Genomic DNA, 20294 nt, shown 5'->3' on the forward strand with positions numbered 1-20294 from the left:
GCCAAGCGGCAATCTGCCCTCAGCGTCGCGGGGCCAGACCGCCCGGCGGCATTTCCGGCCGACTGCACCCGGCCCCGTCCGGGAGAACAAGGAACCGAACCGCATGCGCATCGTCAAGGCGACCCTGGGGGCCATCGTGATCGTGGGTGCGGGGGTGCTGGGCATGACCATGGCCGACCGTTTCCTGTCCGCGCCCGAACCGCAGGCCGGTGGCGGCGGCGGGCCGGGGCGCGGCGGCGATGCCGTGGCGGTCGAGACCGTCGCCGTGGGGATCGAGCGTTTCGTGGACACGGTGCGGGCCGTCGGCACCGCCCGTGCGCGCAGCGCGGTCGACCTGATGCCCGAGGCCAGCGGCCGCATCGCGCGGATCGCCTTTGAATCGGGCGCCGAGGTGCGGCAGGGCGATGTCCTGCTGGAGCTGGACGCGCGCGCCGAGGAGGCCGACCTGGCCGCCGCCGAGGCGACCCTGGCCGAGGCCGATGCGGCCTTCGCCCGGCAGGAGCAGCTGAACGCCAGCGGATCGTCCTCGGACGCGGCCTTCCAGACGGCGCGGGCCGCGCAGCTGCGCGCCCAGGCCGAACGCGACCGCGCCCGCGTGGCGCTGGAGGATCGGCAGATGCGGGCGCCCTTCTCGGGTGTGATCGGCCTGACCGACCTGGTCGAGGGGCAGATGCTGGACAGCGGCACCCTGGTCGCCACGCTGGACGACCCGTCGGTGATCGAGGTCGATTTCGCCGTCCCCGAGACGCTGCTGCCGCGGCTGGCCACGGGGCAGGCGGTGCAGCTGCGCTCCTCGGCCTGGCCCGACCGGGTGTTTCAGGCGCGCATCACCCGCATCGACACGCGCGTTGACGCGGCGACGCGCTCCATCGCGCTGCGCGCCGAGATGCCCAACCCCGACCGCGCCCTGACCGGAGGCATGTTCCTCCAGGTCGAGCTGGTCCTGGCGGAACGCGAGCGTCCCGCCGTGCCAGAATCCGCCCTCAGCGTCGAGGGCGACACCAGCCGCGTCCTTGTCGTGCGCGACGGCGCCGCGGCCTGGGCCGAGATCCGCACCGGGCAGGAGGAGGGCGGTCTGGTCGAGGTGCTGGAGGGCATCGACCCCGGCACCCAGATCATCGTGTCGAACCTGCACCGCGTGCAGCCCGGCACCCCCGTCGCCGCGACGCTGCGCGCCGAACGCACCGCCAAGGCCGCCCCCGTGACCGGAGCGGACGGATGAGCGTCCCGCATTTCTCGCTGCGCCGCCCGGTCTTCGCCATCGTCATCAACCTGCTGATCGTGCTGATCGGCGCGGTCGCGCTGACGCGCCTGCCGGTGCGCGAGCTGCCCTCGGTCGAGGCGGCCGAGGTCAGCGTGCGCGTGAACTATACCGGCGCCGCGCCCGACGTGGTGGACAACCAGCTGGCCACCGTGATCGAGGGTGCGCTGGCCGGGGTCAGCGGCGTCACCGCGATGCGCACCAGTTCCGATCGGGGGCGGATGCGCACGGTGCTGACCTTCGATCCGGGCCGCGACATCGACAGCGCCGCCAACGACGTGCGCGCCGCGGTCGAGCGGGTGCTGAACGACCTGCCCGACGGCGCCGACACCCCGAGCGTCGAGAAGAACGACGACGAGGGCGACCCGGTGATCCGCCTGGCGCTGTCCAGCCCGTCGCTGACGCCGCTGGAACTGTCCGACTATGCCGACCGCTTCGTCACCGACCGCCTGGCGCGCCTGCCCGGCGTCGCCAGCGCGCAGATCTTCGGAGAGCGCGCGCCCTCCATGCGCATCTGGCTGGACCAGACCCGCATGGCCGCCTATGGCATCACCTCGGGCGACATCATCGCCGCGCTGCAGGCCAACAACGTGGAACTGCCCGCGGGCCAGATCGAGACCGCGTCCCGCCAGCTGCAGGTCTTGGCGCAGACGCGCTTCACCACCGCCGACGTGTTCGCGCAGGTCGTGCTGCGCGACGATGGCGGCCGGCCCCTGCGCCTCGGCGATGTCGCGCGCATCGAGGAGGGGGCCGAGACCACCACCACCATCTATCGCTCGAACGGGGTGATCGCCCTGGGGCCTGGCGTGCTGCCGCAGGCGCAGTCGAACACCGTCGCCATCTCCAACGCGGTCAAGGAGGAGCTGGAGCGCATCGCGCCGACCCTGCCCGACGGGATGGAACTGCGCGTGACCACCGACGAAGCGGTCTTCATCGAGAGCTCGATCGAGCAGGTGGTCAAGGTCTTCCTCGAGGCGGTCGTCCTGGTCATGGCGGTGATCTTTCTGTTCCTCGGCTCGGCGCGGCTGTCGCTGGTGCCGATCGTGACGATCCCGGTCTCGGCGCTCGGGGCGGCGCTGGGGATGCTGCTGATGGGCTTCACCATCAACATCCTGACGCTCTTCGCGCTGATCCTGGCGATCGGCCTGGTGGTGGACGACGCCATCGTCGTGCTGGAGAACATCCAGCGCCACCGCGCCATGGGCAAGTCGCGCGTCGAGGCCGCCCGCGACGGTGCGGGCCAGGTCAGCTTCGCGGTCATCGCGACCACCGCCGTGCTGATCGCGGTCTTCGTGCCGGTCAGCTTCATGGAGGGCGAGCTGGGCCAGCTGTTCGCCGAATTCGGCATCGTGCTGGCCATCGCGGTGGCGGTGTCGGGGCTGGTCGCGCTGACGCTCAGCCCGGTGCTGGCCGCGCGCGTCATGCCGCGCGAGGAGCGGCCGAACCTGCTGACGCGCGGCGTGAACCGCGTCATCGGCTGGCTGGAGCGGGGCTATGACCGCATCCTGGCGCGGATGATCGCGCGGCCGGTGGCCATCCTGGCGGGCACCGCCTTCATCGTGGCGGGGTCGGTCTCGGTCTATCAGGCGCTGCCCCGCCAGCTGACCCCGGACGAGGATCGCGGCAGCCTGCGCATCATGCTGAACGCGCCGCAGGGGTCGAACCTGGACTATACCGACGCGGCCGCCCGCCGGGTCGAGGCGATGATCCAGCCGCTGCGCGACCAGGGCGTCGTCGAGAACGTCACGACCATCGTCGGGATGGGCAGCGACCCGCGCCGCGCGCTGATGCTGATCAACCTCTCGCCCTGGGATGCGCGCGACGTGTCCGTGGACGATGTCATGGCCGAACTGCGCCCGCAGCTGAGCGCGATGACCGAGGTCTCGACCTCGATCCGGCCCTCGGGCGGGCTGGGTCTGGGCGGCGGCAGCGGCTCGATCAGCTGGTCGATCGGCGGGCCGGACCTGGCGCGCGCCGCGCAATGGTCCGACGAGGTCGCGGCCCGTCTGGCCGACGCGCCGGGCCTGGCCGCGATCGAGGTCGATTACGCCGCCAACCAGCCCGGCGCCTCGCTGGAGATCGACCGCACCCGCGCGCAGGACCTGGGCCTGGACAGCCAGACCGTGGCCCAGACCCTCCAGGTGCTGTTCGCGTCCCGCACCGTGGGCGAATACAGCAGCGACGGGCGGCAGTATCCGGTGATCCTGCAGGCCGCCCCCGAGGACCGCGACAGTGTGCAGGACATGCTGTCGGTGCTGATCCGCAACACGCGGGGCGACCTGATCCCGCTGTCGGCCTTTGCCGAGATCACCACGGGTGCCACCGTCCCCTCCATCGACCGCTATGACCGGCTGATCTCGGTCGAGACGCAGGCCGACCTGGTCGAGGGCACCGATCTGGCCCGCGCCATCGCCACGGTCGAGGCCGCGGCGGCCGACCTGCCCGCCGGCGCGCTGCTGGTCTGGCGCGGACAGGCGGCGGATTACCAGGAGAACCAGGGGGGCGTCGCCACCGTCTTCGCCATGGCGCTGCTGATCGTGTTCCTGGTGCTGGCCGCGCAGTTCGAGAGCTTCCGCACGCCGCTGACGATCATGCTGACCGTGCCCCTGGGGCTGGCGGGGGCGGTCGTCACGCTGCTGCTGACGGGGGCGTCGGTCAACATCTTCTCGCAGGTGGGGATGATCCTGCTGATCGGGATCATGGCCAAGAACGGCATCCTGATCGTGGAATTCGCCAACCAGCTGCGCGAGGAGGGGCGCGACCTGCTGACCGCCGCGCGCGAGGGCGCCGTGACGCGCCTGCGCCCGGTGATGATGACCACCATCGCCACCATCCTGGGCGCGGTGCCGCTGGCCACCGCCACGGGCGCGGGGGCCGAGAGCCGCCGGGCCATCGGCGCGGTCATCGTGGGCGGGCTGTCGCTGGCCTTCGTGCTGACGCTGCTTCTGACGCCGGTCATCTACGTTCTGATCGAACGGATCGGCCGGCGCGACACCGGCCCGGAACCCGCGCCTCAGCCCGCGGAATAGGACCGCGCGGCCAGCATCTCCAGGATGACGCCCAGGGATGCGCCCATATGCGCGCGCATCCGTTCTGCCGCCAGATCGGCGTCGCGCGCGGTGATCGCGGCCAGGATCGCCCGATGCTCGGCGCGCGAGGTCGCGATGCGCGCTTGGCGCGCGCTGAACTGCGCGTTGCGCCAGGGCAGGCTGCGGCGGTCCAGATCCGCCAGCAGATCGGCCAGCACCGCGTTGCCCGCCCCCTGCCGCAGCCGCGCGTGAAAGCGGATGTTGGCTTCGGCATAATCCGATCCGGGCAGGTCGTCGCGGTCCAGGATGCCCGCCAGCAGCGCGTGATCGGTGGGCGTCATGCGCAGCGCGGCCAGGCTGGCGCAGAGCGCCTCCAGCTCGGCCAGGGCCTCGAACAGGTGGCGCAGGGCGTCATCGCTCATCCGGCGCACCACGAAGGCGCGGCGCGGTCCGCGTTCGACCAGCCCCTCGGCCGCCAGCCGCTGCAACGCCTCGCGCACGGGCGTGCGCGACAGGCCGAACCGCGCGGCCAGCGCCGTTTCCGCCAGCGGATCGCCCGGACGCAGGCCGCCCGACACGATCTGCTGGGACAGGGCGGCGTGGACCTGATCGGCCGAACGGGTGGCGGTCATGCGGGTCGTCCCGTGATTGTATTCCTGTGCCATGAATATGTATACATGTGCTGACGACATGGCCACCTGATTCCCGACCGGAGGACCTCCAGATGACGACATTCGACTTTCTGTCCGGCAGGCGCCCGCCCAGCTATGCGGGCCGGGCGATGGTGGCGACCTCGCATCCGCTGGCCAGCGCCGCGGGCCTGCAAATCTTGGCCGAGGGCGGCAATGCGGTCGACGCGGCCATCGCGGCCAGCGCGGTGCAGGCGGTGGTCGATCCGCTGATGACCGGCATCGGGGGCGACTGCTTTGCGCTTTACGCGCCCGCCGCCGGGCCGGTCCGGGCGCTGAACGGGTCGGGGCGCGCGCCCGCCGCCGCATCGGTCCAGGCGCTGCGCGAGGCGGGTCTGACCGACGCCATCGTGCAGGGCAGCCCCCATGCGGTGACCGTGCCCGGCGCCATTTCGGCCTGGTGCCGGCTGCATGCCGATCTGGGCCGCCTGCCGCTGTCGCGGCTGTTCCGCGACGCGATCGCCCATGCGCGGGACGGCTTTGTCGTGACGCCCCGCGTGGCGCAGGACTGGGCGGAATCGCAGGCGACCGTCGCGGCCCATCCGCATGCCGCCGCGCATTTCCTGCCCGTGCCCGCGGCGGGCGGCCGCTTCGCCCAGCCCCTGCTGGCCGACCGGCTGGAGGAGGTCGCGGCCCATGGCCCGGCGGCCTTTTATCAGGGCACGACCGCCGCGCGGATGGTCGCGCATCTGCGGTCCCTGGGCGGCCTGCACAGCGAACAGGATTTCGCCGAGGCGACCGACGGCGCGGAATGGGTCGCGCCGATCAGCGCCGCCTATCGCGGCTTTGACATCCACGAATGCCCGCCGAACGGGCAGGGGCTGGCCGCGCTGCTGATCCTGAAGATCATCGAAGGCTTCGACATGGCCGCGCTGTCCCCGGCCGACCGCATCCATGTGCAGGCCGAGGCGACGAAGCTGGCCTATCACCACCGCGACGAACTGCTGGGCGACCCCGACCATTGCGCGGGGTTGACCGAGCAGCTGCTGTCCGAGGCCGCCATCGCGGCGCTGCGGGCGCGCATCGACATGGGCCGCGCCCAGCCCCCCGCGCTGTGGGACGAGCCCGGGCACAAGGACACCATCTATCTGTGCGTGGTGGATGCCGAGGGCAATGCGGTGTCCTTCATCAACTCCATCTTCCACGGTTTCGGATCGGGGCTCCTGGACCCCGCGACGGACGTCCTGTTCCAGAGCCGCGGCGCATCTTTCCGGCTGATCCCCGGACACCCGAACGCCATCGGTCCGCGCAAGCGACCGATGCACACCATCATCCCCGGCATGGTCACGCAGGGCGGCCGCACCGACATGCCCTTTGGCGTGATGGGCGGGCAGTATCAGGCGGCGGGCCATGCGGCCTTCCTGTCGGCGGTGATCGACCGCGGCCTGTCGCTGCAGGCGGCCATGGACGAACCCCGGACCTTCGCCACCGAGGGCGTCCTGCAGGTGGAGGCCAGCCTGCCGCAGGAGATCTGCGACGATCTGGCCGCGCGCGGCCACGTCATCCGCCGCCTGACCGACCCGATGGGCGGCGCACAGGCGATCCGTATCGGCGAGGGCGTGCTGGAGGGCGGGTCCGACAGCCGCAAGGACGGCATGGCCATCGGCCTGTAAGGAGAACGACATGGGCTTTCTGAAACGCATCGGGATCGACAGCTACATGCTGATGCTGCTGGGCACGGTGCTGCTGGGGCTGGCGCTGCCCGCGCGCGGCGTCGCGGCCGAGGGGCTGGGGCAGGTGACCTACTGGGCGGTCGCGCTGCTGTTCTTCCTCTATGGCGCCAAGCTGGACCCGGCCTCGGTCAGGGCGGGGATGCTGAACTGGCGGCTGCAGGGGCTGACCTTCGCCGCGACCTATCTGATGATCCCGGTCCTGGGCATGGCCTTCGCGCTGATCTTCGGCGACCTGCTGGGACCGCAGGTGACCCTGGGGCTGGTGTTCCTGGCGCTGCTGCCCTCCACGATCCAGAGCTCCATCGCCTTCGTGTCGATGGCGGGCGGCAACGTGCCCGCGGCGATCTGCGCGGCATCGCTGTCGAACCTGGTGGGGGTGGCACTGACGCCCGCGCTGGTCGCGGTGCTGCTGAAGACCGGACAGGGCGGGGTCGATCTGGACGCGGTGCTGCGCATCGGCACGCAGATCCTGCTGCCCTTCGTGCTGGGCCAGCTGCTGCGCCCCTGGGTCGGCGGCTTCGTGCGCAACCGCAAGACGCTGACGCTGGCGGTGGACCGGGGCGCGATCCTGCTGATCGTCTATTCGGCCTTCAGCGCGGGCACGGTCTCGGGGCTCTGGGCGTCGATCCCGCCGACGGCGCTGATCGCGCTGATCGCGGTGATGCTGGTCATGCTGGCCTGCGTCTTCGGGATGATGGCGGGGGTGGGGCGCGCCTTCGGCATGCCGGTCGAGGACCGCACCGTCCTGTTCTTCTGCGGATCGACGAAAAGCCTGGCGACCGGCCTGCCCATCGCCACCGCGCTGTTCCCGGCCGAGACGGTCGGCGCCACGGTCCTGCCGCTGCTGGTCTATCACATGGCGCAGCTTTTGATCTGCGCGATGATCGCGCAGAACCGCGCCCGGCGGAACGCCACCGCACTGGTCGCGTGAAAGGGCCGCGGCGCAGGGAACCGCCTTGCGCCGCCCACGTTGCCTTGGACCCAAGCCCGCGGTCCAAGGAGCCCCCGAATGGCACAAAGCCCCGCCGCCAGGTTGTCCATCAACGGCCAATCCCACGAATACCAAGGCGACCCCCGCCGCAGCCTGCTGGACGTCCTGCGTCTGGATCTGGGCCTGACCGGCACCAAGAAGGGTTGCGATCACGGCCAGTGCGGCGCCTGCACGGTCATCGTCAACGGCCGCCGCATCAATTCCTGCCTGACCCTGGCCGTCATGCATGACGGCGACGAGATCACCACCATTGAAGGCCTGGGCACGCCCGACAGCCTGTCGGCGCTGCAGGCGGCCTTCGTCACCCATGACGGGTTCCAGTGCGGCTATTGCACGCCCGGCCAGATCTGTTCCGCCACCGCCATGATCGAGGAGATCCGCCAGGGCTGGCCCAGTGCCGTGACCGCCGATACGGCGGACTGCAGCAAGGCCGACTGGCTGGACATCGCCGATGCCGAGATCCGCGAACGCATGAGCGGCAACCTGTGCCGCTGCGGCGCCTATGACAACATCCTGACCGCCATCCGCGACGCGATGGCCAGCGAGGCTGCGCGATGAAGGCGTTCGACTATACCCGTGCCGGCGCGCTGTCCGATGCGGTGGGCAGCCCCGCAATGCTGATCGCGGGCGGCACCAACCTTCTGGACCTGATGAAGCTGGAGGTCGCGACGCCCGACGCGCTTCTGGACATCAACCCCATCGGCCTGCGCGAGATCGCGCCCGAGGGCGCGGGCCTGCGCATCGGCGCGCTGGTCAGCAACGCCGATTGCGCGGCCCATCCCCGGGTGCGCGCCGACTGGCCGCTGCTGTCGCGGGCCATTCTGGCGGGTGCCAGCCCGCAGCTGCGCAACAAGGCCAGCATGGGCGGCAATTTGTGCCAGCGCACGCGCTGCGGCTATTTCATGGATGGCCATTCGCCCTGCAACAAGCGCGAACCGGGCAGCGGCTGCGCTGCGCAGGGCGGCATCAACCGCAACCACGCCATTCTGGGGGCATCTGACGCCTGTATCGCCACCTATCCGGGCGACATGGCCGTGGCCCTGGCGGCCCTGCGTGCCACGGTCGAGACCGAGGGTCCGGACGGCGCGCGTGAGATCGCGATGCGCGATTTCCACCGCGTCCCGGGCGACGACCCGAGCCGCGACAACGTGCTAAAACCCGGCGAGGTCATCACCGCCATCCGCCTGCCCGCGCCCGTCGCGGGGCGGCAGCTTTACCGCAAGGTCCGCGACCGGGCATCCTATGCCTTTGCGCTGGTCTCCGTCGCGGCGGCGATCCGGGTCTCCGGCGGGCGCATCGAGGCCGCGCAGCTGGCCTTCGGCAGCATCGCCCACAAGCCTTGGACCGACGAGCGCGTCGAGAAGATGCTGATCGGGCAGGCGCCATCGCCCGCCCTGTTCGACCGCGCGGCCGACCTGCTGCTGGAGGAGGCCCGCGGGCAGGGCCACAACGACTTCAAGATCCTGCTGGCGCGCCGCACCCTTGCGGCCGTGCTGGCCGAGGCCACGCAAGACGCGACGGGGGAATGACGATGAGCGACACCTATGACACCCCCGACAGCCGCGACATGCTGGACCGCACCCGTCAGGGCGTGATCGGCAAGCCGCTGGACCGGCCCGAAGGCCCGCTGAAGGTCGCGGGCACCGCCGCCTATGCCGCCGAATACGCCCGCGAGGGCTGCGCCGAGGGCGTGCTGGTCGGTGCGACGATCAGCACGGGCCGCATCCGCAAGATCCACCGCGAGGCGGTCATGGCCATGCCCGGCGTGCTGGGGGTCTTCTCCTCGGAACGCATGCTGCGGCGCGCGGCGCAGGGCACGGCGGGCGAGGCGCCCGAGCAGGACGTCTCTAAGGTCGATTTCCCGATGCAGCCGGTGGCCCTGGTCGTGGCAGAGACCTTCGAGCAGGCGACCGCCGCCGCCAAGGCCCTGCGCATCGACTATGACGACGCCTCCGGCGACGCCCGCTTTGTCGCGACCGAGGACAGCGCCCAGCCCGCCGACGACCCGGTCGAGGCGGGCGATCTGGACCGGGCGCTGCGCGAGGCGGCGCATGCGGTCGACCTGCGGCTGACCACCGCTGGCCATGCAAGCGCCGCGATGGAGCCGCATGCGGCCGTGGCGGAGTGGCAGGGGGGCGCGCTGACCCTATGGGGCAGCCTGCAGATGCTGGGCTACAACGTCGCCGAACTGGCCGACAGCCTGGGCATTGCCGAGGACAAGGTGCGCATCCTCGCGCCCTATGTCGGCGGCGGGTTCGGATCGAAGCTGGGCATTTCGCACGAGGCGGTCGCCGCCGCGCTGGCCGCGCAGGAGCTGGGCCGCCCGGTGCGGGTCGTGATGACCCGCCAGCAGGTGTTCCAGTCGATCATGCGCCGGTCCGAGACCGAGCAGCGCATCCGCCTTGGCTGCGATGCCGAGGGTCGGCTGACAGCCTTCGCCCATGAGGCGCTGGTCTCGAACCTGCCCGGAGAGAGCTTTTCCGAGCCGGTGACGCAGGCCTCCGAGTTCCTCTATGCTGGAGAGAACCGTCTGCTAGCGGTGCGCAAGTCCGACGTCACCCGCCTGACCGCCGGGTCCGTCCGCGCGCCGGGCGAGGCGGTCGGCATGCAGGCGCTGGAAGTCGCCATGGACGAGCTGGCCGAGGCCGCGGGCATCGACCCGGTCGAGCTGCGCAAGCGCAACCTGCCCGAGGCGGTGCCCGGCGAGGGCACGCCCTATTCCTCGCGCCGGCTGATCGAGGCGCTGGACGCGGGCGCCGCGGCCTTCGGTTGGGACAGTCGTGCCGCGAAGCCCTGCGCCCGGCGCGAGGGCGAGTGGTGGATCGGCATGGGCGTGGCGTCGGCCGCCCGGGTGAACATCCTGGCCAAGGCCGAGGCGCGCGTGACCCTGACCGCCGACGGCCGGGTCGTGGTCGAGACCGACCACACCGATATCGGCACCGGCAGCTATGCCATCCTGGGACAGATCGCGGCCGAGATGCTGGGTCAGCCCATCGAACGGACCACGGTCAAGCTGGGCGACAGCCAGCTGCCGACCGGGGCGGGGTCGGGGGGCAGTTGGGGCGCCTCCTCCACCGGGTCGGCGGTCTTCTACGCCTGCGAGGCGATCCGCGCGACGCTGGCGCAGACCTTCGGCTGCGCGGCGGATGAGCTGATCCTGAAGGACGGGCAGGCCTGGACCGAAGGGTCCGAGCCGCGCGCCGTGACGGAACTGCTGTCGGGCGACCTGACCCGGACCGGCCGGATCGAACCCGGCGCGCTGATGGAGAAGGTCAACCAGTCGACCTACGGCGCCTTCTTCTCCGAGGTCGCGGTCAACGCCTTCACCGGCGAGACGCGCATCCGCCGCATGACCGGGGCCTTCGGCTTCGGCCGGGTGCTGAACGCCAAGACGGCGCGGTCGCAATGCCTGGGCGGCATGGTCTGGGGCATCGGCAGCGCGCTGACCGAGGCCTTGGCCTTCGACACGCGGGACGGTCATCTGGTGAACCACGATCTGGGCGAATACCATGTGCCGGTCCATGCCGACATGCCCGATTTCGAGGTCATCCTGCTGGAGGAGCGCGACCCCCACGCCTCGCCCCTGCAGGCCAAGGGCGTCGGAGAGCTGGGCATCTGCGGGGCGGCCGGCGCGGTCGCCAACGCGATCTACAACGCTTGCGGCGTGCGGGTGCGCGACTTTCCGATGACGCCGGACCTGCTGCTGCCGCATCTGCCCGATCCCTTCGCGCCCGCCGCATGACGCACAGACCGGGGGTCGCCTCACGCGACCCCCGCACCATTTCAGGAGCCTGCCATGCCCGATGACACCGCCGCCGCTTCGCATGGCGACCGCGCCGATCCGATGACCTATGACGGCCCGGTCGGCGGGTGGGGCTCGGCGCGCGGCATGGCCGCGGTGGCCCGGACGGCGCATCCCGTCGCCGGGGCGCTGGACACGCTGCGTCGCCTGAACAAGCCGGGCGGGGTCATGTGCTCCTCCTGTGCCTGGGGCAAGCCGCCCAACCCCCATGTGGTCGAGTTCTGCGAGAACGGCGCCAAGGCCACGCTGTGGGACCTGACCTCGCTGCGCTGCGGGCCGGAGTTCTTCCTGGAGCATCGGGTCGCGGATCTGGCCGGCTGGTCGGAATACGACCTGGAGATGGCCGGGCGGCTGACCCATCCGCTGCGCTATGACGCGGCCAGCGACCGCTATCTGGAGACGGGCTGGGACGAAGCCTTCGCCGAGATCGGGGAGGCGCTGCGCGCGCTGGACCCCAAGGCCGTGACCTTCTACGCCTCGGGCAAGGCAGGGCTGGAGGCGTCGTTCCTCTACGGCCTCTTCGCGCGGGCCTATGGCCATGTGAACCTGCCCGACAGTTCCAACATGTGCCATGAGACGACCTCGGTCGGGCTGAAATCGGTGATCGGATCGCCGGTCGGGACCTGCACGCTGGACGATTTCGACCATTGCGACATGATCCTGCATGTGGGCCAGAACCCCGGCACCAACAGCCCCCGCATGCTGCACCCGCTGCAGGAGGCCGCCAAGCGCGGCTGCTGCATCGTGGCCATCAACCCGCTGCGCGAGAAGGGCCTGATGGAATTCGCCAATCCGCAGAGCCCGTGGCAGATGACCGTCGGCGCGCCGACCGAGATCGCCGACCGCTATCTCCAGGTCCGCGCGGGCGGCGACATCGCGGCGCTGACCGGCATCGCCAAGCATGTCCTGGCGCTGGAGCGGTCGATGGGCGGCGTGCTGGACCACGACTTCCTGAACGCGCACACGCAGGGCCTCCAGGAGTGGATGGACTGGGTCGATGCGACGGATTGGAGCGAACTGGAACGCGTGAGCGGCCTGTCGCAGGCCGCGATGGAGGGGATCGGCGCGATCTATGCGCGCGCGCGGGCGGTGATCGGGGTCTATGGCATGGGCCTGACGCAACATGTCCACGGATCGGGCGCGGTGGCGGCGCTGGTCAACCTGCTACTGCTGCGCGGCAATATCGGCCGCAAGGGCGCCGGGTGCAGCCCGGTCCGCGGCCATTCCAACGTCCAGGGCCAGCGGACCGTGGGCATCACCGAAAAGCCCGACCTGGTGCCGAACGACCGGCTGCGCGACCTCTACGGCATCCAGCCGCCGATGGAGGAGGGGTGGAACACCAACGCTTTCGTCCAGGCGCTGCTGGAGGGGCGGGCGCAGGGTTTCGTGGGCCTGGGCGGCAATCTGGCGCGGGCGGTGCCCGATATCGACCGGGTGGCCGCGGCCTGGGGCGCCATGCCGCTGACGGTGCATGTCGCGACGCGGCTGAACCGCACGCATCTGATGCCGGGCCGCGCGTCCTGGATCCTGCCCTGCCTGGTCCGGGCCGAGGAGGACCTGCAAGGTGGCGTGAACCAGCAGGTCACGGTCGAGGACAGCTTCAGCCATGTCCACGGCTCGATCGGCAGGCGCCGTCCCGCCAGCCCGCATCTGATGTCCGAGACCGCCATCGTCGCGCGCATGGCCCGGGCCACGCTGGCGCCGAACCCGAAGATGCCCTGGTCGCGATGGGCGGCGGACTATGCCCAGGTGCGCGCGCAGATCGCCGCGGTCTATCCCGAGGATTTCCACGATTTCGAGGCGCGCATGGATCAGCCCGGCGGCTTCTATCGCGAGAATCCGGCCCGCAACCGGGTCTGGAAGACCGATTCGGGCCGCGCGCAGTTCACCCGCCCCGCCGATCTGGACGCAACGGGTCTGGGCGACCGGGAAGGCGTCTATCGGCTGATGACGCTGCGGTCGAACGATCAGTTCAACACGACCGTCTACGGCATGTCCGACCGGCTGCGCGGGATCGAGGGCGACCGGATGCTGGTGATGATGTCGCCCGCCGACATGGAGGCCGAGGGCCTGTCCCCCGAACAGCGGATCACGCTGGAGGGGGCGGCCGATGACGGGGTGGCGCGGCGTGTGGCGGGGCTGCGGGTGCTTCCCTATGACCTGCCGCGCGGCTGTCTGGCGGGCTATTTTCCGGAACTGAACCCGCTGTCGCCGCTGTCGCGCGGTGATCTGGCCTCGGGGACGCCCGCGTCGAAGGGCATTCCGGTGCGGCTGGCCTGAGCGATGCCGGACGGGGTGGCGCGGCGGCCACAGGCCGGCACCGAATGCGCCATGCCATTGACCGGGCGCGGTTTTGCGCCATTCTCCGCCGCGCAGAGGGCGGAGGAGAACGCTATGACGGGCTATGCTGACCCGCGCCGGATCGAGGCGATGATCGAGGGGCTGGACCGGTTCACCGCCACGCCCGGACGCGGCACCACGCGGCTGACCTACAGCGCGGAATATCGCGCGGCGGCGGATTTCGTGACCGGGTGGATGCGCGATGCGGGCCTGACGGTGCGTCAGGACGCGGTGGGCACCATCATCGGCCGGATCGAGGGGCGCAACCCGGACCTCGCGCCGATCCTGGTCGGCTCGCATCTGGATTCGGTGCCGAATGGCGGGCGTTTCGACGGTCCTGCGGGCGTCGTCGCGGGCATCGAGACGGCCTTCCTGTTCCGCGATCTGGGCCTGGTGCCCGACCGGCCCGTCGAGGTCGTGGCGATGGTCGAGGAGGAGGGGACGCGCTTTGGCGGCGGCCTGTTCGGCTCGCGCCTGCTGACCGGGGCCATCGCCCCCGAGACGCTGGAGGATCTGCGCGACGGGCAGGGGGTCTCGGCCGCCGAGGCAATGCGCGCCTATGGCCTGGACCCCGCGCGCGCCGGGGAGGCGGCGCGTGCGCCCGGTTCGGTCCACGCCTTTCTGGAACTGCATATCGAACAGGGCCCGGTCCTGGAGGCCGAGGGTCGCGACATCGCCGTCGTGCAGACCATCGTGGGACTGGCGCAGCTGCGCGTCACCGTGCGCGGGCAGGCGGCCCATGCCGGCACCACGCCCATGGACCAGCGCCGCGACGCGCTGGTGGGGGCGGTGGGCATCCTGGCGCAGCTGCCCGACCTGGCGCGGCAGGTGGGCCGCGGCGCGGTGCTGACCGTGGGGCGGATGGAGGTCCTGCCGGGCGGCGCGAACGTGATCCCCGATCTGGTGACCTTCACCATCGACCTGCGCGCCCCGGCCGAGGCGGACGTGCTGCGCCTGATCGAGATGGTCGAGGGCACCGTCGCCCATGCCCAGGGGAACGGCCTGTCCTGCGGCATCGAACGCCAGCTTTATGCCCCGCCCACGCCGCTGTCCGACCAGATCCAGACCGCGCTTCTGGCGCAGGCCGAGGGGCTGGGCCTGTCGCATCGGGTGATGGTCAGCGGCGCAGGCCATGACGCGATGATCCTGGCGGGGCTGGCGCCCACCGGGCTGATCTTCGTGCCAAGCCGCGGGGGCGTCTCGCACGCGCCCGAGGAATGGACCGACTATGCGCAGCTGGCGCGCGGGACGGACCTGATCTTCGCCACGATCCGCCAGATGTCCGGGGCGGTGCCGGGCTAGCGTTCCAGGATCAGCAGGTCGCCCTCGAAGCTGACGCGGGCAAAGCGGCGCAGATAGGACATGCCCAGCAGGCTGTCGGGCAGGTCGCTGTCGATCACCACGGCGCGCACGTCGCGATCCACCGCGTCGCCGATGACGAATTGGCCGATGGTCACGGGCGCGGTCGCCACCCGCCCGTTTGCGGTCACCGCGACGCCCGAGAAGTTCAGCAGGTCCAATTCCAGCCCGATCGCCTGCGCATCATCGCGCGACAGGGCGACGCTGGTCGCGCCGGTATCCACCATGAAATCGACCGGCGTGCCGTCCAGCATGGCCTCAAGGTGGAAATGGCCGCCGCGGCCCAGGGGGATCTCGATCCGGGCGCCGTCCTCCAGCACCTGCTGGCGCGGCGCGGTGCGGGTCTGCCACCAGTCGTGGCCCATGGCCAGCGCGGCGATCAGCACCGCCCAGAGGACCAGCGCGCGCAGCGCCCGCCCGCCGCGGCCCGACAGCTCGAACAGCATCGCCCCGCCCACGACGACCAGCAGCAGCACCAGAAAGGCCAGCCGCGCCAGATCGTCGCCGGACAGTGCCCCCGTCACGGAAAGAGGCCCGATCCCTGCAGTCCGTCTATGACGAACTGCACCGACAGCGCGGCCAGCAGCATCCCCAGCAGCCGCGTGACGACCATCACCCCGGTCCGCCCCAAGGCGCGCGCCAGGGGCGTCGCCAGCACGAACAGCACCATGCAGATGCCCAGCACGACCAGCATCACCAGATGCACCATCAGCACATGGGCCGGGCCCTGGTTGTCGCCCACCAGCAGGATCATCGTGGCCAGCGCCCCCGGACCCGCCAGAAGCGGCATGGCCAGCGGAAAGACCGACGGGTCATGGGCGTGATCGTCGCCCTCGGCCTGGCCCTCGCGGCGTTCGGTGCGGCGCTCGAATAGCATGTCCAGCGCGGTCAGGAACAGAAGCAGCCCCCCCGCGATCCGGAAGGCCGAGATCGAGATGCCGATGGCCGACAGGATCGCATCCCCCGTCAGCCCGAACAGCGTCAGCAGGATCGCCGCGATGACCAGCGCCCGCGCGCCGATCCGGCGGCGCTGCGCCCCGGACTGCCCCGGAGTCAGCGCGATGAAGATCGGCGCCAGCCCGATCGGGTCGATGACCACGAACAGCGTGACGAAGGCGGTGAGGTAAAGCGAGGCGTCCATACCCGCTTATGGCCTGCCGCGCGCAGGGTGCCAAGCCCGTCCGACGCACCGCGGCGGGCCCGCGCGCGGCGTCACTTCCGCGTCATCGCGACGCGGCGGGCAGGGTGGTCGGCGGGATTCGGCGGCGGCGGGCTTTCACTGTCGGCGAACTGGGCCTATAGTCCCGTCATCCCTGATGCAGGGCGTGCCGGGACCGCCCGGGCCGCCCCTCAGACACCGGAACGGAGATTTGGAATGCACGCACCGTCCCCCATGGCCCTTCTGGTCATCGCCATCGTCGTCCTCGTGCTGTTCGGGCGCGGCAAGGTCTCGTCGCTGATGGGCGAATTCGGCAAGGGCATCACCGCCTTCAAGAAGGGCCTGAACGACGGCGGCACCGCCCCCGAGGACAAGCCCGCCACGCTGGAGCAGCCCACCCCGACCGTGGCCCCCACCGCCGCCCCGGTGCAGCCCGTCCATCAGCCGGTTCCCGGCGCGGACGCGCGCGACGTCACGCCGCATACCGACAACCGCGCCTGATCATGCACGCCGCCGTCGAGGTCGCCGATGCTTGATATCGGCTGGAGCGAGCTGCTGCTGATCGGCGTCGTCGCGCTGGTCGTGATTGGCCCCGAGGATCTGCCCAAGCTGTTCCACACGCTTGGCCGCCTGACCGCGCGTGCCCGCGGCATGGCGCGCGAGTTCACCTCGGCGATGGAGGAGGCCGCGCGCGGCAGCGGCCTGGACGACGCGGCCAAGGGGCTGCGCGACGTCTCCTCGCTGACCTCGAAGAACAACCGCGGCCTGCAGGCGCTGGACCGCGCCGTGACGCGGTTCGAGAAATGGGACCCCAAGATCGCCACCGGCGGCGCCCCTGCGGGCATCCAGCCCGATCCCGCGGCGCCCAAGGCGACCGCCGCGCCTGCGTCGAACACCGCCGCCGCCCCGACCGCTCCGGCGACGGAACCCGCGGCGGCGACGCCTGGTGGTCGCCAGGGCGGGCGGCGCCTTGCCGGCGTGCGCCGTTCGGACATGAAGGACCAGTAAGTGACATCGCAAACGCCGACGGATGACGAGCTGGACGGAAGCTCGGCCCCGCTGATCGAGCATCTCAAGGAGCTGCGCACCCGGATCATCTGGTCCGTGCTGGCGCTGGTCGTGGCGATGATCCTGGCCTACACGGTCTGGAACCCGATCTACAACTTCCTGACCCGGCCGATCTGCGCGGCATTGCAGGATCGCGGCCAGGAATGCGGGCTGATCCTGCTGAAGCTGCAGGAGGGCTTCTCGGTCGCCATCCGCATCGCCTTCTTCGGCGGCTTCGTGATGGCCTTCCCGATCATCGGCTATCAGCTGTGGCGCTTCATCGCGCCCGGCCTCTACCGCAACGAGAAGCGGGCCTTCCTGCCCTTCCTGGTGGCGTCGCCCGCGATGTTCGTGCTGGGCGCGGCCTTCGCCTATTACATCATCCTGCCGATGGTCTTCGCCTTCTTCCTGGGCTTCCAGCAGGGGCCGCTGGCCCTGCCGGACCAGAGCGCGGGGGCCGAGGGGACTTCGGCCCTGGCGGGGATCGTGTTCCAGGGATCGGTCAGCGAATACCTGAACCTTACCACGCGCTTCATCCTGGCCTTCGGGATGTCGTTCCAGCTGCCGGTGGCGCTGGCGCTGCTGGGCCGCGCGGGGCTGGTCTCGGCCGAATCGCTGGCCTCGACGCGGCGCTATGCGGTGGTGATCATCCTGACGCTGGCGGCCTGCTTGACGCCGCCCGATGTCGGCAGCCAGCTCGTCCTGTTCTCGGTCATCTACGGCCTTTACGAACTGTCGATCCAGATCGTCCGTCAGATCGAGCGCCGCCGCGAGGCCAGGCTGCGGGCCGAGGGGCTGTGGTTCGAGGACGACGAATGACCCATGCGCTGACGCGCATCGCCGAGGCACTGGAGCGGCTGGCCCCGCCCGCCGCGCCCGCCCCGCGCTTCGATGCGGCCGACGCCTTCGTCTGGCACCCCGATCCCGACCGGTTGGAGCCGGTGGCGCGGGTGTCGGGCGTGGCGCTGGAGCGGCTGGTCGGTATCGACCGGTCGCGCCGCACGCTTCTGGCGAACACGCTGCAATTCGCGCGCGGCTATGCGGCCAACAACGCCCTGCTGTGGGGCGCGCGGGGCATGGGCAAGTCGTCGCTGGTCAAGGCCGTCCATGCCGAGGTGGTGGGCCGGGGCCTGCCGCTGACCCTGGTCGAGATCGGGCGCGACGACCTCTCTTCGGTCGCGCGCCTGCTGGCGCTGCTGGGTGCCGCGCCCGAGCGGCGCTTCGTGCTCTTCGCGGACGACCTGTCCTTCAGCCATGACGACACGCAGTACAAGTCGCTCAAGGCGGTCCTGGACGGCGGCATCGCCGGGCGGCCCGCGAACGTCATCCTCTATGCGACATCGAACCGCCGTCACCTGATGCCGCGCGACATGATCGACAACGAGCGCGCCAGCGCCATCCATCCCGGCGAGGCGGTTGAGGAGAAGGTCTCGCTGTCGGACCGCTTCGGGCTGTGGCTGGGCTTCCACCCCTGCGACCAGGACCAGTATCTTGCGATGATCGAGGGCTATTGCGCGGCCCACGGCCTGTCGGTCGATCCGGCCGAGCTGCGCGCGCAGGCCATCGAATGGCAGGCCACGCGCGGCGCGCGGTCGGGCCGGGTGGCCTGGCAGTTCTTCACCGACCTGGCCGGCCGGCACGGCCTGGCGGTCTGATCCGTGGCGGATCGCGGCGGCACCGTCCTGACCGGCACGCGCATCCGGGAACGCCGGCTGGCGCTTGGCCGGCGGCAGGCGGACGTGGCACGTGCGGTGGGCATCTCGCCCGCCTACCTGAACCTGATCGAGCACAACCGACGCCCCGTCGGTCCAGACCTGATCGCCCGGCTGGCCGAGCAGCTGGAGGTCCCCGCCGACGAGCTGGCCGAGGGCCGCGAGGAGGTCCGCATCGCCGCGCTGCGCGAGGCCGCGGCCCATCCGGTGGCCAGCGGCACCGCGCCCGAGCTGGACCAGATCACCGAGTTCCTTGCCCGCTTTCCGGGTTGGGCCGCGCTCTTGGTCGCGCAGTCGCGCCGCGCGGGCGCGCTGGAGCGGCAGGTCGTCGACATGTCCGACCGCATGACCCAGGACCCCTATCTGCTGACGACGCTGCACGAGGTGCTGTCGGCGGTGACCTCGGTCCGCTCGACCGCCGCGATCCTGGTCGAGGAGGGCGAGATCGCCCCCGACTGGCGCCGCCGCTTTCACGCCAACCTACATCAGGACAGCCAGCGCCTGTCGATGACCGCGCAGGCGCTGGTCGCCTATCTGGACAGCTTCGAGGCCGAGGGCAGCGCCGCCACCCCCCAGGACGAGGTCGAGGCCTGGCTGGCCGATGCCGGGCCGGACCTGCCAGACCCCGACCAGCTCAGCTCGGACAGTGCGCGGGCGATGGCCGGGGCGCTGCTGGCCGGGATGCAGGCCGATCGCACCGCGCTGCCGGACCGCAGCCTGACCGAGGCCATCACCGCGCTTGGCGCGCCCGCCGATCCGGTGCGGCTGGCCGCGCGGCTCGGCCTGCCGCTGGACCTGGTGATCCGCCGCTTGGCCGACCTGCGCCCGGCGGGGTTCGAGGGGGCGGGCCTGCTGATCTGCGACGGCTCGGGCGCGCTGGTCCATCGCCGTGCGCCGCAGGGCCTGGCGCTGCCGCGTCCGGGCGACAGCTGCCCGATTTGGCCGCTGTTCCAGGCGCTGGCCGCGCCGCAGGCCGCGCGGGCGCAGGCGGTGGTAATGCCCGACGGGCGCGCCTTCCGCACGCTGTCCTATGCCCATCGCCATCAGCCCGCGGGCGTGGACGGTCCCGTCCTGACCGAGGCGCTGATGCTGATGCTGCCGGTCGAGAATCCGGCCCCCGGCGATGCGCTGCCGGTGGGGCCGGCCTGCCGGATCTGCCCGCGTGCCGCATGCCCCGCGCGGCGCGAGCCGTCCATCCTGGTGGCGCAGCCCGGCTGACGCCCTGGACCGCC

At 71.2% G+C, this 20294-nt stretch carries 17 protein-coding genes; 14 read left to right on the forward strand and 3 right to left on the reverse strand.

Annotated features, from left to right (window positions below):
* Positions 1-103: 103 nt before the first annotated feature.
* Positions 104-1222: an efflux RND transporter periplasmic adaptor subunit gene (locus tag AC2SGK_RS13325; RefSeq protein ID WP_488323997.1), complete on the forward strand. Its 1119-nt coding sequence runs from the start codon at positions 104-106 to the stop codon at positions 1220-1222.
* Entirely contained in the window at positions 1219-4290 is a 3072-nt protein-coding gene (locus tag AC2SGK_RS13330; protein WP_488323998.1) for an efflux RND transporter permease subunit, read from the forward strand. The genes AC2SGK_RS13325 and AC2SGK_RS13330 overlap by 4 nt, the downstream gene beginning before the upstream one ends.
* On the opposite strand, the gene AC2SGK_RS13335 is transcribed toward AC2SGK_RS13330, so the two are convergent.
* Positions 4275-4922, reverse strand: coding sequence for a GntR family transcriptional regulator (locus AC2SGK_RS13335; protein WP_488323999.1), 648 nt, complete (start codon positions 4920-4922; stop codon positions 4275-4277). The two genes, AC2SGK_RS13330 and AC2SGK_RS13335, sit on opposite strands and share 16 nt — an antisense overlap.
* A 92-nt stretch (positions 4923-5014) precedes the next feature.
* Between AC2SGK_RS13335 and AC2SGK_RS13340 the strand changes: the two genes are divergently transcribed.
* The 7 genes from AC2SGK_RS13340 to AC2SGK_RS13370 all read left to right on the forward strand — a co-directional run bounded on the left by AC2SGK_RS13340 (position 5015) and on the right by AC2SGK_RS13370 (position 15087).
* Positions 5015-6592, forward strand: a complete 1578-nt coding sequence (locus tag AC2SGK_RS13340; protein ID WP_488324000.1) for a gamma-glutamyltransferase family protein — start codon at positions 5015-5017, stop codon at positions 6590-6592.
* 10 nt (positions 6593-6602) lie between these two features.
* Positions 6603-7583, forward strand: a complete 981-nt coding sequence (locus AC2SGK_RS13345) for a bile acid:sodium symporter family protein (protein WP_488324001.1) — start codon at positions 6603-6605, stop codon at positions 7581-7583.
* Positions 7584-7661: 78 nt separating this feature from the next.
* Positions 7662-8201: a 2Fe-2S iron-sulfur cluster-binding protein gene (locus tag AC2SGK_RS13350; protein ID WP_488324002.1), complete on the forward strand. Its 540-nt coding sequence runs from the start codon at positions 7662-7664 to the stop codon at positions 8199-8201.
* Positions 8198-9172 carry an FAD binding domain-containing protein gene (locus tag AC2SGK_RS13355; RefSeq protein WP_488324003.1) on the forward strand — a complete coding sequence of 325 codons (975 nt, stop codon included), beginning with the start codon at positions 8198-8200 and terminating at the stop codon, positions 9170-9172. The genes AC2SGK_RS13350 and AC2SGK_RS13355 overlap by 4 nt, the downstream gene beginning before the upstream one ends.
* Positions 9169-11385 (forward strand): molybdopterin cofactor-binding domain-containing protein, encoded by a 2217-nt coding sequence (locus AC2SGK_RS13360; RefSeq protein WP_488324004.1) that lies wholly within the window; start codon positions 9169-9171, stop codon positions 11383-11385. Before AC2SGK_RS13355 ends, AC2SGK_RS13360 begins: the two co-directional genes overlap by 4 nt.
* A gap of 54 nt (positions 11386-11439) precedes the next feature.
* Positions 11440-13725, forward strand: a complete 2286-nt coding sequence (locus AC2SGK_RS13365) for an FdhF/YdeP family oxidoreductase (protein WP_488324005.1) — start codon at positions 11440-11442, stop codon at positions 13723-13725.
* Positions 13726-13839: 114 nt separating this feature from the next.
* Positions 13840-15087 carry an allantoate amidohydrolase gene (locus tag AC2SGK_RS13370; RefSeq protein ID WP_488324006.1) on the forward strand — a complete coding sequence of 416 codons (1248 nt, stop codon included), beginning with the start codon at positions 13840-13842 and terminating at the stop codon, positions 15085-15087.
* Here the strand turns inward: AC2SGK_RS13370 and AC2SGK_RS13375 are convergent.
* Both AC2SGK_RS13375 and AC2SGK_RS13380 read right to left on the reverse strand, forming a co-directional pair.
* Positions 15084-15668: a retropepsin-like aspartic protease family protein gene (locus AC2SGK_RS13375; protein ID WP_488324007.1), complete on the reverse strand. Its 585-nt coding sequence runs from the start codon at positions 15666-15668 to the stop codon at positions 15084-15086. The genes AC2SGK_RS13370 and AC2SGK_RS13375 overlap by 4 nt on opposite strands.
* Positions 15665-16285, reverse strand: a complete 621-nt coding sequence (locus AC2SGK_RS13380) for a MarC family protein (RefSeq protein ID WP_488324008.1) — start codon at positions 16283-16285, stop codon at positions 15665-15667. Before AC2SGK_RS13380 ends, AC2SGK_RS13375 begins: the two co-directional genes overlap by 4 nt.
* Positions 16286-16519: 234 nt before the next feature.
* Between AC2SGK_RS13380 and AC2SGK_RS13385 the strand changes: the two genes are divergently transcribed.
* From AC2SGK_RS13385 to AC2SGK_RS13405, 5 genes are read left to right on the forward strand one after another with little or no spacing between them, the layout of a single operon-like run.
* The gene (locus tag AC2SGK_RS13385; protein WP_488324009.1) at positions 16520-16804 is read left to right on the forward strand and encodes a twin-arginine translocase TatA/TatE family subunit; all 285 of its coding nucleotides are present in this window, start codon (positions 16520-16522) and stop codon (positions 16802-16804) included.
* Between the two features lie 27 nt (positions 16805-16831).
* Positions 16832-17311: a Sec-independent protein translocase protein TatB gene (gene tatB, locus AC2SGK_RS13390; protein ID WP_488324010.1), complete on the forward strand. Its 480-nt coding sequence runs from the start codon at positions 16832-16834 to the stop codon at positions 17309-17311.
* A complete protein-coding gene (tatC, locus tag AC2SGK_RS13395; protein ID WP_488324011.1) occupies positions 17312-18169 on the forward strand; it encodes a twin-arginine translocase subunit TatC in 858 nt (285 codons plus the stop codon). It begins immediately after the preceding gene.
* On the forward strand, positions 18166-19005 hold the full coding sequence (locus AC2SGK_RS13400) for an ATP-binding protein (RefSeq protein WP_488324012.1): 840 nt from the start codon (positions 18166-18168) through the stop codon (positions 19003-19005). Before tatC ends, AC2SGK_RS13400 begins: the two co-directional genes overlap by 4 nt.
* Before the next feature lie 3 nt (positions 19006-19008).
* Complete coding sequence (locus AC2SGK_RS13405) at positions 19009-20280, forward strand: short-chain fatty acyl-CoA regulator family protein (RefSeq protein WP_488324013.1); 1272 nt, start codon at positions 19009-19011, stop codon at positions 20278-20280.
* Positions 20281-20294: the final 14 nt, after the last annotated feature.

It is taken from the genome of Paracoccus sp. NIOT.M2S5SZ12 (assembly GCF_057748165.1).